18 protein-coding genes are annotated in these 15,162 nt (G+C 33.0%); all 18 read right to left on the minus strand.

The window, feature by feature from the left end; genetic code table 11:
- Positions 1-2 precede the first annotated feature (2 nt).
- Positions 3-659, minus strand: a complete 657-nt coding sequence (gene rpsC, locus MKD34_RS08340) for a 30S ribosomal protein S3 (protein WP_023050810.1) — start codon at positions 657-659, stop codon at positions 3-5.
- Between the two features lie 15 nt (positions 660-674).
- Positions 675-1,007: a 50S ribosomal protein L22 gene (rplV, locus tag MKD34_RS08345; RefSeq protein ID WP_023050809.1), complete on the minus strand. Its 333-nt coding sequence runs from the start codon at positions 1,005-1,007 to the stop codon at positions 675-677.
- A gap of 47 nt (positions 1,008-1,054) precedes the next feature.
- Positions 1,055-1,336, minus strand: a complete 282-nt coding sequence (rpsS, locus tag MKD34_RS08350; RefSeq protein ID WP_023050808.1) for a 30S ribosomal protein S19 — start codon at positions 1,334-1,336, stop codon at positions 1,055-1,057.
- Positions 1,337-1,360: 24 nt separating this feature from the next.
- Entirely contained in the window at positions 1,361-2,191 is an 831-nt protein-coding gene (gene rplB, locus MKD34_RS08355) for a 50S ribosomal protein L2 (protein ID WP_023050807.1), read from the minus strand.
- A gap of 89 nt (positions 2,192-2,280) precedes the next feature.
- Positions 2,281-2,568 carry a 50S ribosomal protein L23 gene (gene rplW, locus MKD34_RS08360; protein ID WP_023050806.1) on the minus strand — a complete coding sequence of 96 codons (288 nt, stop codon included), beginning with the start codon at positions 2,566-2,568 and terminating at the stop codon, positions 2,281-2,283.
- Positions 2,568-3,200: a 50S ribosomal protein L4 gene (gene rplD, locus MKD34_RS08365; RefSeq protein WP_023050805.1), complete on the minus strand. Its 633-nt coding sequence runs from the start codon at positions 3,198-3,200 to the stop codon at positions 2,568-2,570. The genes rplW and rplD overlap by 1 nt, the downstream gene beginning before the upstream one ends.
- Before the next feature lie 30 nt (positions 3,201-3,230).
- Entirely contained in the window at positions 3,231-3,857 is a 627-nt protein-coding gene (gene rplC, locus MKD34_RS08370) for a 50S ribosomal protein L3 (protein WP_040407289.1), read from the minus strand.
- A 183-nt stretch (positions 3,858-4,040) separates the two neighbouring features.
- Complete coding sequence (gene rpsJ / locus MKD34_RS08375) at positions 4,041-4,352, minus strand: 30S ribosomal protein S10 (protein ID WP_023050803.1); 312 nt, start codon at positions 4,350-4,352, stop codon at positions 4,041-4,043.
- A 205-nt stretch (positions 4,353-4,557) separates the two neighbouring features.
- Positions 4,558-5,742, minus strand: coding sequence for an elongation factor Tu (gene tuf / locus MKD34_RS08380; RefSeq protein WP_040406695.1), 1,185 nt, complete (start codon positions 5,740-5,742; stop codon positions 4,558-4,560).
- Positions 5,743-5,854: 112 nt separating this feature from the next.
- Positions 5,855-7,936, minus strand: a complete 2,082-nt coding sequence (gene fusA / locus MKD34_RS08385) for an elongation factor G (RefSeq protein ID WP_023051097.1) — start codon at positions 7,934-7,936, stop codon at positions 5,855-5,857.
- A gap of 36 nt (positions 7,937-7,972) precedes the next feature.
- Complete coding sequence (gene rpsG, locus MKD34_RS08390) at positions 7,973-8,443, minus strand: 30S ribosomal protein S7 (RefSeq protein WP_023051096.1); 471 nt, start codon at positions 8,441-8,443, stop codon at positions 7,973-7,975.
- Between the two features lie 25 nt (positions 8,444-8,468).
- Complete coding sequence (rpsL, locus tag MKD34_RS08395; protein ID WP_023051095.1) at positions 8,469-8,837, minus strand: 30S ribosomal protein S12; 369 nt, start codon at positions 8,835-8,837, stop codon at positions 8,469-8,471.
- 122 nt (positions 8,838-8,959) lie between these two features.
- On the minus strand, positions 8,960-10,861 hold the full coding sequence (locus tag MKD34_RS08400) for an ABC-F family ATP-binding cassette domain-containing protein (protein ID WP_240219028.1): 1,902 nt from the start codon (positions 10,859-10,861) through the stop codon (positions 8,960-8,962).
- A 64-nt stretch (positions 10,862-10,925) separates the two neighbouring features.
- Positions 10,926-12,263: a sodium/glutamate symporter family protein gene (locus MKD34_RS08405; protein ID WP_240219029.1), complete on the minus strand. Its 1,338-nt coding sequence runs from the start codon at positions 12,261-12,263 to the stop codon at positions 10,926-10,928.
- Positions 12,256-12,726, minus strand: a complete 471-nt coding sequence (moaC, locus tag MKD34_RS08410; protein ID WP_023051092.1) for a cyclic pyranopterin monophosphate synthase MoaC — start codon at positions 12,724-12,726, stop codon at positions 12,256-12,258. Before moaC ends, MKD34_RS08405 begins: the two co-directional genes overlap by 8 nt.
- Positions 12,710-13,501, minus strand: a complete 792-nt coding sequence (locus tag MKD34_RS08415) for an XdhC family protein (RefSeq protein ID WP_240219030.1) — start codon at positions 13,499-13,501, stop codon at positions 12,710-12,712. Before MKD34_RS08415 ends, moaC begins: the two co-directional genes overlap by 17 nt.
- Positions 13,470-14,306: a selenium-dependent molybdenum cofactor biosynthesis protein YqeB gene (yqeB, locus tag MKD34_RS08420; protein WP_240219031.1), complete on the minus strand. Its 837-nt coding sequence runs from the start codon at positions 14,304-14,306 to the stop codon at positions 13,470-13,472. The genes MKD34_RS08415 and yqeB overlap by 32 nt, the downstream gene beginning before the upstream one ends.
- Positions 14,307-14,315: 9 nt before the next feature.
- Positions 14,316-15,152: a hypothetical protein gene (locus tag MKD34_RS08425; RefSeq protein ID WP_240219032.1), complete on the minus strand. Its 837-nt coding sequence runs from the start codon at positions 15,150-15,152 to the stop codon at positions 14,316-14,318.
- Between the last annotated feature and the right edge of the window lie 10 nt (positions 15,153-15,162).

The following is a 15,162-nucleotide window of genomic DNA, read 5'->3' on the forward strand; positions in this document are numbered from 1 at the left end:
GATTACGCTTCCCCTCCTTCCTTCTTAGTTGGAAGTACTTCACCGTGGAAGATCCAAACCTTGATTCCAAGAGCTCCATATGTTGTATGAGATGTAGCTGTTGCATAGTCGATATCTGCTCTTAATGTGTGTAGAGGTACTTTTCCTTCTACTACCCACTCAGATCTTGCGATCTCAGCACCATTTAATCTTCCAGAAACCATAACTTTGATTCCTTTTGCTCCTGCTTTCATTGCTCTCATAACAGCTTGGCTTACTGCTCTTTTGTAAGCTACTCTCTTCTCGATAGATGTAGCTATATTTTCTGCAACTAAAGTTGCATCTTTATTAAATTCTTTAACCTCTTGAACTTTAACTGTAACTTTTCTTCCAGTCATTGCTTCAAGTTTAGCTCTTAATGATTCTATTTCAGAACCTTTTCTTCCGATGATTATTCCAGCTTTAGCTGTGTGTATTAAAACTACAACGTGTGACGGAGAAGTTCTCTCGATTTTTACCTTCGAAATTCCCGCGTGGAAGTAGTTCTTTTTGATCATTTCTCTGATCTTTGTATCTTCATGGAAGAACTTTGCGTATTCTTTTTTATCTGCATACCAGATAGAATCCCAAGTTCTTGTTATTCCAAGTCTCAGTCCTCTAGGGTCTACTTTTTGTCCCACAGTCTTACCTCCTTACTACTTTTCAGACACTGCCACAACAATGTGTGCTGTTGGTTTTCTTATTATATCTGCTCTTCCCATCGCTCTTGGCATTATTCTCTTAAGCGCTGGTCCGTCGTTTATCATTATAGTTGATACTACTAACTTCTCCTCATCCATGTTGAAGTTGTTAGTTGCATTAGCAATTGCTGATGCTAGTGTTTTCTTTATAAATCTAGCTGCTTTTTTGTTAGTAAACTCTAACGTATCTAAAGCTTCTAATGCTGATTTTCCTCTCACTAAGTCTGCTACAAGTCTAGCTTTTCTTGGAGATAATCTTACGAATCTAGTTATTGCTCTAGCTTCCACTAGTCCAACCTCCTTTTCCTACTATCAATTTATTAATTTAAAATCGATTATTTTTTCTTTTTCTTTTTGTCTACACCGTGACCATAGTATGTTCTAGTTGGTGCGAACTCACCTAGTTTATGTCCAACCATTTGCTCAGTTACATGAACTGGTATGTGCTTTTTACCATTGTAAACACCAAATGTTAATCCTATAAAGTTAGGGAATATTGTTGATCTTCTAGACCAAGTCTTTATTACCGCTTTTATATTCTCAGTAGCTACTGCTTCCTCAACTTTTTTCATTAAGTGGTGGTCACAAAAAGGTCCTTTTTTTAATGATCTAGCCATTACCTATTAGCCTCCTCTCGAAAATTACTTTTCGTTTCTTCTTCTTACGATAAACTTGTCTGAAGTTTTTCTTCCTCTTGTCTTAACACCATGAGCTGGTTTACCCCAAGGAGTCATAGGAGATTTTCTTCCAACTGGAGCTTTACCTTCTCCTCCACCGTGTGGGTGATCACAAGGGTTCATTACAGATCCTCTTACGTGAGGTCTTCTTCCTTTGTGTCTGTTTCTTCCAGCTTTACCTAGTGATACTAGGCTGTGCTCAGAGTTTCCTACTTCACCGATAGTTGCCATACATTCTCCGTGAATTAATCTTAACTCACCTGATGGTAACTGTACGTGACAGTAAGTTCCTTCTTTTGCAACTAGTCTTGCTGCAGTTCCTGCAGATCTAACTAATTGTCCACCCTTTCCTCTTTGTAACTCAACGTTGTGTATCTGTGATCCAACAGGCATCTCTTTTAATTTAAGAGCATTTCCTGGCTTTATTTCAGCATTTGAACCAGCCATTACGATATCACCTTTCTTAAGTCCCTTTGGAGCAAGAATATATCTCTTCTCTCCGTCTGCGTACGATAGTAATGCAATGTTTGCAGTTCTATTTGGATCGTACTCTAGTGATACTACCTTTGCAGGTACATCTAATTTATTTCTTTTAAAGTCGATGATTCTGTAAAGTCTTTTGTGTCCCTTGTCTCTATTTCTACAAGTTCTGTGTCCATAGTTATCTCTACCATAAGCAGATTTTAATGGAGTAGTTAAAGACTTTTCAGGTCTAACTTTATCTAAATCTTCGTTAACTAATCTAGACATATGTCTAGTACCATTAGTTATAGCATTTAACTTTCTAATTGCCATTTTGTTAACCTCCAAAATTTCCTGACCTATAATTATCTTTAGCTTTATCCTTTTATATATAAAGAACTAAACCTCTAATTATCTTTCAATTATACTTCTGCGAAGTAAGTTATTGTGTTTCCAGCAGCTAATTTAACAATAGCTTTTTTCTTAGCTTGAGTCTTGTAAAGTTTCATTCCATGTCTCTTAGTAACTGGCTTTACGTTGATTGTAGCTACAGATTCAACTTTTACGTTAAATATAGTTTCGATAGCTTTTCTAATCTCAACTTTATTTGCTTTAGGACTTACCTCAAATGTGTACTTGTTGTAATCTCTTCTTAAAATTTCAGTTTTTTCAGTGATTACAGGCTTCTTTACGATATCGTAAGCAGTCATTATGCAAGCACCTCCTCGATTGTCGTTAACGCTTCCTTAGTTACGATAACTTTCTCTTGCTTTAATAACCAGTAAACTCCAATCTCATTTGGTTGAAGAACTACTGCGTTCTCTAAGTTTCTAGCTGATAAGTATAAGTTGTAATCAGCTTCTGTAGCAAGGTCATTTACAACGAATAATTGCTTTGTGTTTGCTGTTAAAGCATTTGTTAAAGCGATTATTGTTTTTGTTTTTGGAGCTTCGATAGTTCCATCAAGAACTAAGATTTCTCCAGCAGCAACTTTCGCAGAAAGTGCTGATCTTAAAGCAAGATTTCTTACTTTTTTGTTTACTTTTTTCTCATATGATCTTGGTTGTGGTCCGAATGTTACTCCTCCACCTACCATGTGTGGAGCTCTTATAGAACCTTGTCTAGCTCTACCAGTTCCTTTTTGTTTAAAAGGCTTTCTTCCTCCACCTTTAACCATAGCTCTAGTTTTAGTAGCTGCAGTTCCTTGTCTAGCAGCTGCTAACTCTGCAGTTAATACTTCATGTAATACTGCTTGATTAGGCTCGATTCCAAATACAGAATCTTTAACTTCTACAGTACCAGTTTGGTTTCCTGCTAAGTCATATATGTTTAAAACTGCCATTATTTTCCTCCTTCCTCATCTACTAACTAATTATTTCTTTACAGCTGGCTTTACAACGATATATCCGTTCTTTGGACCAGGTACTGCACCTTTAATTAGTAGTAAGTTGTTTTCTGCGTCAACTTTAACAATTTTTAAGTTTTGAACTGTTACAGTTGCATTTCCGTATTGTCCAGCCATTTTCTTGTTCTTAAGAACTTTTCCAGGCCAAGACGACATTCCTATAGATCCTCCAAGTCTGTGGTTTCTAGAAACACCGTGTGAAGCTCTGTTTCCACTGAAGTTATGTCTCTTCATAACTCCTGATGTTCCTTTACCTTTTGAAGTTCCTGTAATGTCTACGAAAGCAACCTCTGCTAAAGCATCTACTTTAATCTCTTGTCCAAGTTCGATTCCTTCTACTGAATCAACTTTTAACTCTTTAACAAATCTTAACGGCTTTACACCAGCTTTGTTAAAAATTCCCATTAATGGCTTTGTAGTATTTTTTTCTTTTTTCTCGTCAAATCCTAATTGTAAAGCTGAGTAACCATCATTCTCTACAGTCTTCTTTTGAAGAACATAGTTAGGTCCAGCTTCAACAACTGTAACTGGAATAAATTTTCCATCTTCGAAAATTTGAGTCATTCCAATTTTTTTTGCTAAAATTCCTGACATGTGTTTTACCTCCATCAAATAATATATTGGTTGACAACTTGCCCTCGTGGTTCCACCACTTTTTCTTTAAAAAAAAACGCCAACTTGTATTATTCTGTAAGGATAATTTAATTCTTCAATTAGCATCAAATTACCCGAAAATCAGCCGTCTGCTTTTTTCTCAGAATCTTTTCTTTCAAACAATTATGCTTGCTTTATTTCGATTCCAACACCAGCTGGTAAGTTAACTGCTGTTAAAGAAGCAATTGTCTTAGGGTTAGAGTTTTTAATCTCTACCATTCTTCTGTGCACTCTCATCTCGAATTGCTCTCTCGAGTCTTTGTTTACGTGTACTGATCTTAGTACAGTATATTTTTTAATCTTTGTAGGTAGTGGCATAGGTCCTGCAATTTCTGCTCCAGATTTCTTTGCTACTTCTACTATTTTTTTAGCTGATTGATCTAATAAAGTGTGATCATAAGCTTTTAAGTAAATTCTTAACTTGTTAGAAGCCATTTTACTTTTCGCACCTCCTTAAAAGTTTCGATTAAAAGAATTAAATAATTCTTTTGTACACTCTGGTAATTATATCACATTTTTTACAAAAAGCAAATGTTTTTTGTTTTTATTTAAAAGTTTTTTTATCTAGCTTTTTTAAGAATATAAAAGGGGACGAAGTCCCCTCCTATATGAACTAAATTTCACTATATATTAAGTAAGATTACTTAGTAATTTCTGCAACAACTCCAGAAGCTACTGTTCTTCCTCCCTCTCTGATTGCGAATCTTAATCCTGGCTCCATTGCGATTGGGTGAATTAACTCTACTGTCATCTCAATGTTGTCTCCTGGCATTACCATTTCTACTCCCTCAGGTAAGTTGATTGCTCCAGTTATATCTGTAGTTCTGAAGTAGAACTGTGGTCTGTATCCTGAGAAGAATGGAGTATGTCTTCCTCCCTCTTCCTTAGTTAATACGTATACCTCTGATTTGAATCCTGTATGTGGTAATATTGATCCTGGCTTACATAATACTTGTCCTCTTTCAACATCCTCTTTCTTGATTCCTCTTAATAATGCTCCGATGTTATCTCCTGCTTGACCTTGATCTAACAGCTTTCTGAACATCTCTACTCCTGTACAAGTTGATTTTGTAGTATCTTTGATTCCTACTATTTCAATCTCTTCTCCAACTTTTACAATTCCTCTTTCTACTCTTCCAGTTACAACTGTTCCTCTTCCTGTAATTGTGAATACATCCTCAATTGGCATTAGGAATGGTTGGTCTACTGCTCTTGCAGGTGTTGGAATGTAAGAATCTACAGCGTCCATTAGAGCTTTGATTTGGTTAACCCATTTCTCTTCTCCGTTCATTGCTCCTAAAGATGATCCCATTATTACTGGTAAATCGTCTCCTGGGAATCCGTACTCTGTTAATAACTCTCTTACTTCCATTTCAACTAACTCTAATAACTCTTCGTCGTCTACCATGTCAGCTTTGTTTAAGTATACTACGATGTATGGAACTCCAACCTGTCTTGATAATAGGATGTGCTCTCTTGTTTGTGGCATTGGACCATCTGCTGCTGATACAACTAAGATAGCTCCGTCCATTTGTGCTGCTCCAGTGATCATGTTCTTTACGTAATCCGCGTGACCTGGACAGTCAACGTGCGCGTAGTGTCTCTCTACTGTTTCGTACTCGATGTGAGCTGTATTGATTGTGATTCCTCTTTCTCTCTCTTCTGGTGCAGCGTCGATGTTAGCGAAATCTACTTTCTTAGCTAGTCCCATATCTGATAATACTTTTGATATTGCTGCTGTTGTTGTTGTTTTTCCGTGGTCAACGTGTCCGATTGTTCCAATGTTAACGTGCGGTTTGCTTCTTTCAAATTTTTCTTTAGCCATTTGAAATTTCCTCCTATTTTTCTTTGTATTTTATAATTTTTGTTGTGACTCAACTAAGAGTCACAACATTATTAAACTTTTTTCAAGTTGAAGTTTTAAAAAAGATAAATTATTATCTTCCTCTCTCTTCTTGGATAGCTTTTTGAACTGACGCAGGAACTTGTGCATACTCTTCAAATTCCATAGAGTAAGTTGCTCTTCCTTGAGATTTAGATCTTAAGTCAGTTGCGTATCCGAACATTTCTGATAAAGGTACTTTAGCGTTGATTATCTTCGCTCCGTTTCTATCAGTCATTCCTCCGATCATTCCTCTTCTTGAGTTGATATCTCCTATGATATCTCCCATGTACTCTTCTGGAGTAGTTACTTCTACTTTGAAGATTGGCTCAAGGATGATTGGTTTTGCTTTTTGAGCAGCTTGCTTAAGTGCCATAGATCCAGCAATTTTGAACGCCATCTCTGACGAGTCAACCTCGTGGTATGATCCATCATAAAGTGTAACTTTTAAGTCAACCATAGGGTATCCAGCTACAACTCCGCCTTCAAGAGCTTCTCTACATCCTTTTTCAACAGCAGGAATATATTCTCTAGGAATTGCTCCTCCTGTTATTTTGTTAACAAATTCGAACTCTTTACCTGGGTTTGGCTCAAGAGTAATCTTAACGTGTCCGAATTGTCCTTTTCCTCCAGATTGCTTAGCATACTTAACTTCTTGATCTTGTTTAAGAGTTATAGTTTCTCTGTAAGCAACTTGTGGTTTACCAACTGTTGACTCAACTTTGAATTCTCTCTTCATTCTATCAACGATGATCTCTAAGTGTAATTCTCCCATTCCTGAGATGATTACTTGTCCAGTTTCCTCATCAGTTTTAACTCTGAATGTAGGATCCTCTTCAGCAAGCTTTGATAAAGCTAGACCCATTTTCTCTTGGTCAACTTTTGTCTTAGGCTCAACTGCAACTGAGATTACTGGCTCAGGGAACTCCATTTTCTCTAGAACGATTGGAGCATCTTCAGCACATAGAGTATCTCCAGTAGTTGTATCTTTTAATCCAACTGCTGCTGCGATATCTCCACAGTAAACAACTTCGATTTCTTCTCTTTTGTTTGCGTGCATTTGAAGAATTCTTCCCATTCTCTCTTTTTTACCTTTTGTTGAGTTTAAAACGTAAGATCCTTTTGTTAGAACTCCCGAGTAAACTCTGAAGAATGTTAATCTTCCAACAAATGGGTCAGTCATAACTTTAAATGCTAAAGCAGCAAATGGAGAGTTATCTGAAATCTCTCTAGTTATTTCTAACTCTTCGTTCTTAACGTCTGTTCCTTTGATTATTCCTTTATCTGTTGGAGCTGGCATGTACGCGATGATAGCATCTAGTAAAGCTTGAACTCCTTTGTTTTTGAATGCAGTTCCACAAGTAACTGGTACTATTGTGTTTGCTAATGTTGCAGCTCTTAAAGCAACGTTGATTTCAGCTTCAGAGATTTCTTCTCCTCCGAAGAATTTCTCCATTAACTCATCAGAAGTTTCTACTACTGATTCGATCATGAAGTTTCTAGCTTCTTCAGCAGCATCTGCTAATTCAGCTCTGATATCTTTAACTTCAAAATTCTGTCCATTGTCAGAATCTTTTGGCCATACAATCTCTTTCATTGCTAATAAGTCGATAACTCCTTCGAAGTCATCCTCAGCACCGATTGGTAATTGAATAGGTACTGGATTAGATCCTAATTTTTCTCTAATATCGTTAACACACATTTCGAAGTTAGCTCCGATTCTGTCCATTTTATTAAAGAAAGCTATTCTAGGTACACCATATTTGTCAGCTTGTCTCCAAACTGTTTCAGACTGTGGTTGTACTCCGTCAACTGCTGAGAATACAGCAACTGCACCGTCAAGTACTCTTAGAGATCTTTCAACCTCAACTGTAAAGTCCACGTGTCCTGGTGTGTCTATTATATTTACTCTGTGATTTTTCCAGAAACATGTTGTAGCAGCAGAAGTAATTGTGATACCTCTCTCTTGCTCTTGCTCCATCCAGTCCATTGTAGCGGCACCTTCGTGAACCTCTCCAATTTTATGAGCTACTCCAGTATAGAATAAGATTCTCTCTGTTGTAGTAGTCTTTCCTGCGTCGATGTGAGCCATGATACCAATGTTTCTAGTCATTTCTAAAGAAACGCTTCTAGCCATTTTGTTATCCTCCTAAATTTTAAATTACGACTGAAATTAGAACTTGTAGTGTGCGAAAGCTCTGTTAGCTTCTGCCATTTTGTAAGTATCTTCTTTCTTCTTAATAGTAGCTCCCTCATTGTTTGCTGCTGCTATTAATTCTGCTGCTAACTTTTCGATCATTCCATACTCTTTTCTTTGTCTTGTATAAGTAGTTAACCATCTGATAGCAAGAGTTTGTTGTCTCTCAGGTCTTACTTCTACTGGAACTTGATAAGTAGCTCCTCCGATTCTTCTTGATCTTACTTCGATCTGTGGCTTAATGTTATCTAATGCTTGCTTAAATACATCGTACCCCTCTTGACCAGTTTTTTCTTTTATTAAATCCATTGCAGAATAGAATATTCCTTCAATGATTGACTTTTTTCCATCTAACATGAAAGAGTTGATAACTTTAGTTACAACTTTATCAGAATATCTTGAATCAGGTAATACATCTCTTTTTACTGCTGCTCTTCTTCTTGACATTTACTGTCCACCTCCTTAATAATTATTACGCTTTCTTAGCTCCGTATTTAGATCTTGATTGTTTTCTCTTAGCAACTCCAGCTGTATCTAAAGCTCCTCTGATAACTTTATATCTAACTCCTGGTAAATCTTTTGTTCTTCCTCCTCTTACTAGAACGATTGAGTGCTCCTGTAAGTTGTGTCCCTCTCCTGGGATGTACGAAGTTACTTCGATTCCGTTAGTTAATTTTACTCTGGCAACCTTTCTTAAAGCTGAGTTTGGTTTCTTAGGTGTAGTAGTATAAACTCTTACACACACTCCTCTTCTTTGTGGGTTTCCTTGTAATGCTGGTGATTTTTTACTCTCTTCTAGAGTTTGTCTTCCTTTTTTTACTAATTGACTTAAAGTAGGCATTTTACCCTCCTTCCTCTGAATTTTTTTATTTATTATTTTTAAATAATATTTAACTTTAGTATTATAATCGCTTTATTGCAAAAAGTCAAAGATAATTTTACCACAATTTTATTTTTTTACAACTATTTTTTTAATTCTTCTAGCTCTAGAGCTGTTTCATCCCAGCTTTCCATAGCATCTAGAATTCTTTCATCTCTTAAATCTATCTCTTTTTGAATGTCCATTAATTCATCCAAATTGTTACTTTTTCCAGCAATTTCATATTTCTTTTCTAAATCACTTTTTTCACTTTCTAATCTTTCTATTTCTTCTTCTAGTTTTTTATATTTTTTTTCTAAGGTTGTTATTCTATTTCTATTTCTTTTTTGTTCCTCATAATTTAAGCCTGCTGTCTCATCTTTTGGTTTCACATTATCCTTTTGCGAAATATACATTTCATAATCCCCTTTGAATAAAGTTGCTCCATCTTTAGTAACCTCATATATATTATTAACAACACTTTCTAAAAAATATCTATCGTGAGATACAACAATAATTGTCCCGTCATAATCTTCCAAAGCTTCTTCTAATATTTCCCTAGAATAAATATCTAAGTGATTCGTTGGTTCATCTAATATTAAAAAATTAGGTTTCGATAAAATCAGTTTCATAAAAGCTACTCTAGCTTTTTCTCCTCCAGATAAAGATTTTATTTTTTTATCTACATCGTCTGCTGAAAAAAGAAATCCCCCAGCTATAGTTCTTGCCTCTTCATCACTCATTGGAAAAGCATATAATAACTCTTCTAGTATCGTATTCTCCATTTTTAATCCTTGATGATTTTGATCATAATAACCTATTTTTATTCTTTCTCCTAATTCCACATCACCACTTTTAGCTTTTTCTAGTCCATTAACTATTCTTAAAATAGTTGATTTTCCAACTCCATTTTTTCCAATTATTCCAATTCTATTTCCTCTAAAAACTGTTAAATTCAAGTTATTAAAAAGTTTTTTTTCTCCATAACTCATACTTAAATTTTTTAATTCTAAAACTTTATCCACACTTGGAGTTTCAACTTCAAATTTAAGTTTAATTTTTCTTACTCCTATAATTGGATTATCGCTTTTTTCCATTCTATCTAAAAGTTTTTGTCTTCCTCTAGCTTGTTTTGATTTCTGTCCAGCTTTATAACGTCTTACAAACTCCTCCATTTTTCTAATTTTATCCTGCTCTTTTTCAAAAGATTTTACTGCTCCTGATAAATAAGCCTCTTTTTGAATAACATATTCAGAAAAATTACCTTTATAAGCTTTTAATGTTTTTCCTTCTATTTCAAAAACTCTATTAACAATATTATCTAAAAAATATCTATCATGTGATATAACTACAAAAGCTTTTGGATAGTCTTTTAAAAATTTCTCTAGCCACTCAATTGCCACTAAATCTAAATGGTTAGTTGGTTCATCTAATATTAATAACTCTGGTTCTTCTAATAAGATTTTTCCTAGAGCTACTCTCGACTGTTGCCCTCCTGAAAGATCTTTTATTTGTACTTTCCACATCTCTTCTGGAATACTTAAACCTATTAATATTTGTTTTACTTTATATTCAATTGCATATCCTTCTTCTTGCTCATACCTACTACTTAAAACAGCTAACTCTTCCATATGTTTATCAAAATTTTCTAAATCATTTGCAACCAAATTATTTAACTCTTTTATTCTTTCATAGTCCGATTTCAAATTAGAAAACACACCTATTAGCTCATCAAAAATTGTATTTTCTTTGTTTAGATTTATACTTTGAGAAAGGTATCCTATTTTTAATCCACCTTTTTTAGAAATTGTTCCTCTTTCATTTGTTTCTGGATTAGGATCTCCCTCTTCTAATTCCATCATCATTTTTATTAACGTTGATTTTCCTGCTCCATTAACACCTATTATTCCAATTCTATCCTTTTCATCTATTGAAAATGTAATATCTTTTAGTAAAGACTCTCCTGAAAAGCCTTTATATAAACTATTTACACTTAGTAAAGCCATCATCATTCTCCTTTTTATATATTTATCCCTTTAATTATACCATAACTTTAAAAAAAGAGTGGATTTATCTTTCCACTCCTTTATTATAATATTCTAGACTCAAAATTGTTAAACTAATTAAAACTATTAAAAGCCCCATTGGATAAAAATAGTTATATGTAAAGCTTAACTGAATGCATACAGCTATTAAAATTGGTCCTAATAATGCTGTTATTGAAAATCCTAATGAATAATCCTGTAAAACTGGTGTTTCTAATTTAGGATCACATATTCTTAATAATAGTAAACCTGTTATAAATACTCCTGTTGATGTTCCAAACATTGCTAAAGTTCTTTCTAAATGATAATCTTTAAAATATTTTTTAGAAAGTTGATCTATTACTATCCAAGTAATTGAAAATCCAACTAAACTAGTAACTACAATTGGAAATATATAACTTATAACTCCTCTTAAAGGAATTGTTGCTACTGCTGCAACTATTGCAAATTCTGTTAGTGTTCCTGTTATTTTCCCCTTTACTTTAGAGTCTACACTCCACTCTAACTTCAGTTTAATCATTGTTTTCCATACAAAAAACATAACTACCATACCAAATGACCAAATCGTTAATTTTGATAATAATGGAATTTGAAATTTTTTAAATATATTTAATGTTATTATAGCTAAACCAGAAACAGAAAAAATAATAGCTAAGTGATAAGCTAGGGTATCAACTGTTGTTGTTAACATAGTTTCTTTTCCTAAGATTGCTTGTTTCTCTCTATTTTTTATATATCCATTTTTATACTCTGATAACACTTCATTTTTTAAAATATTCCCAAATTTTCTTCTTATTTGAAATATACCAAAAATAATTCCTGTAACTAATCCAATTGTTGCTAGTGTTACTGTTACTCCTTGAGCTAATTCCCAATAGTTGCTTTCTAGTTCCTTTAAAGTTCTAGCAACTACTCCAGCAGTTCCATGTCCACCTGCAAATGCAGAGTTTAACTCAGCTCCAAAACTTTTGTATAATTTAATGTTAAATACTTTATCAAAAATAAAGTTAATGAAATATCCTATAAATAGTTGTATAAATGTTACTAAAAACAATATTCCACATGTATTTATAGTGTTTTGAAAGACTTTATTTTTTCTTCCTAACTCCATTCCTAAAGGAATCGATACTAAAATAGGTATAATCAAAACTCCTGGTATAGCTCTCATATCATTAATCCAGTTTTTAGGTATTACCTCATAATACTTTCCAAAAAAATCCGGCCCCATAATTAATCCAATTACCCCACCTATTACAGAAGCTGGTATAAATAGTTCTTGAAATACCCTTACCTTACTTTTTATAATTATTCCTAATATTAATAAGATACTTAGATACGCAGTTATATTTAAAAAATCATTCATTTATAAATTCTCCTGATTTCCCCCCAGTTTTTTTACATAACTTTATATCGCTAATTAACATTGTTTTATCCATAGCTTTACACATATCATAAATTGTTAGAAGTGCTGTAGATACACCTGTCAAGGCTTCCATCTCTACTCCTGTTTTCCCAAAAGTTTTAACAATTACTCTAGCTTGGATAGTTAAATCTTCATCTAAAAAATCAAATTCAACCTCTACACCTGTTAAGAATAATGGATGACACATAGGAATTAAATCACTAGTTTTTTTAGCTGCCATAATACCTGCAACTCTAGCCACTCCCAGAACATCTCCCTTTTCAATAGTACCTTCTTTTACTTTATTATAAGTTTCCAAATTCATAGTAATTTTTCCACTTGTTATAGCAACTCTTTTAGTTTCTTTTTTTTCTGTTACATCTACCATTACTGCTTTTCCATCTTCATTAAAATGTGTTAACATCTTTTGTAAGCCTCCTATGACTCAACTCTCCATTATTTTTAACTTTTAATATCTCTGCCATAATCTCTATAGCAATTTCATATGGACTTCCATCAGATATTTTTAATCCTATTGGAGAGTATAGTTTTTCTTCAGGTATAACTATTCCACTTTCTAATATCCCTTTTTTTATCTCTATAACTTTTTTTCTACTTCCAACCATTCCAATATATCTACTTTGTTTCTTCAAAATACTTCTTAACGCTTTCTCATCTGTTACATGTCCTTTAGTAACAATTACATAATAAGAGTTTTCATTCTCAGCTAGTTCTTCTATAAGTTTGTCATAGTCTCCTATTTTTATATCTGTCGTATAACTTTTATACTCTTCTCTGTCATCAAAAATAACTCTCTCAAAATCAGAACCATCTAATATTTCATATAACTTTTGTCCTATATGTCCTGCTCCTATAATAACAATACGATTTTTAGGATTTATAACTTTTATGTATCCTTCAACACTGCCACCACAACTCATACCTAACTCAGCCTCTTTTGTTAAATCATAGTTGAAATTTTGATTTTCATTTTCTTCTAAGCATTTTCTAGCTTGATTAATAACTCTATGCTCTACCAATCCACCACCAATAGTTCCTATAAAATTTTCTTCCCATACACCCATTAAAGTTCCTTCTTTTCTAGGTGTTGATCCACTAGATTTAGTTAATGTAACTAGAGCTACTCTTTTTCCTGATTTAACAATTTCAAAAATTTTCTCCAAAATATTTAAATCCATCTTTCTCCCCTTTCTCTACAATTTCACTAAAAATAGCTTCAACAACAGAGCCACCTAAAGCTCTAGCTTTATCAGATATTGTAAAACAATTACTATATTGATTTAATCTTGGATCTATATCAGCAATCTTTAACCCCTTTTTTACATCATAATCATCTCTAATTATTCCTCTTAATAAACCATCTATGCTAGCGCTAACTACTTCGTTATCAATAGTTCCTATTATTTCATCTTTTTTTACAATATCACCAATTTTTTTTAAAGATTTAAATTTTCCAGACACTTCAGCATAAATAACTCTCTCAGTCGTAAAGCCACCTATATCTCCAGGATTTCCTGTATTTTTTTCAGCTTCACCAACCTTTATAATTCTTCCCAAATTATGACCTCTCATTGTCTCTATAACAATTCCTACATCTTTTCCTGCTATAAATCCAGGTCCTAATCCTATTGTTATTGGTGCCATCGTTATTGTTGTTCCTAAATTTTTTTTCGCTATAATAGCATCTACTACAATATTAGGTTTTAATTCTTCTATCCATTTTCCAGATGAATCTATTGCTATAGGTATCTCTTTATTTAGCCAACACTTTTTAATTTCTTCAAGTGTTTCGATTTTTCTAGCTTTTACACCTTCAACAATCTGTTCTCCATTTAAATTATATATACATTCTGAAAAAGATACTGTTCTCCGAATAGAACTAGGCTTATCTATCTCCAAAACCAACATTTTAAATCCACACTTATACAAACGATGAATAACCCCTGTTGCTAAATCTCCCGCACCCCTAATTATAGCTAACATAATCACTCCTTATTTTTCAAGAAATTTATTTTTATACTCCCAATATGAACTTTCCAATCTTTTTGCTATTTCACCAAAAATTTTACAAGTATTTTCAATAAAATATTCATCTACAGTTATTCTTTTTCCTGTTCTTAAATTAAATATTTTAACTATTTCTTTTTCTATTGATTCAGGTATCTCTGTCATATAATCATGCAAATAATCATTTCTAATTTTTCTAACAATTCCAATAAAATTTCTCTCATTTTCATCTAAAGAAAATCTATTTTTCATTGCTTCTTCTAAAAATAAAATATAACTATTTAAATAAGACATATTTTTATTTTGAATCTCCTCTAAATCTAAGTGCTTATCATACGCAATATCCTTAGTTATATTTTTCAATAAAACTTCAAATATCATAAAAATATTTAACAGGTTACTCATATGATGTATCTCTTTAAAAGCGTTATTATTTATAAAGTAACACTTACTATATTTAGAAAATTCTTTTTCATTATCTCTTGTAGAAGTTAAAGATTCTCTAGAAACTTTTTGATATTCTTTTAAAAAAATGCTATTTATACTATACATTCTGTATATTGTAGTCATTCTTATTTCAAACTCTTCAAAAAACTTTGCACTTTCATCATTTACTACAAAATAGGGATTAGGTTCACATGGAATTGTCTCTATTTGTATGCAAATATTCTTTAAATAATCTCCACTTTTCTCTTCTTTATGTTCACAGCTTTTACATCCACAATTTTCGCTATTACACTGTATTTTTTTTTCATTATTTTCTTCTATTTTTACAACTTCTTGATCCTTTTTTTTTGCAAAAATTCTTTTAAAAAATTCCATGATTCACCTC

Source organism: Cetobacterium somerae (assembly GCF_022430525.1).
In the GTDB taxonomy this organism is placed as follows: domain Bacteria; phylum Fusobacteriota; class Fusobacteriia; order Fusobacteriales; family Fusobacteriaceae; genus Cetobacterium_A.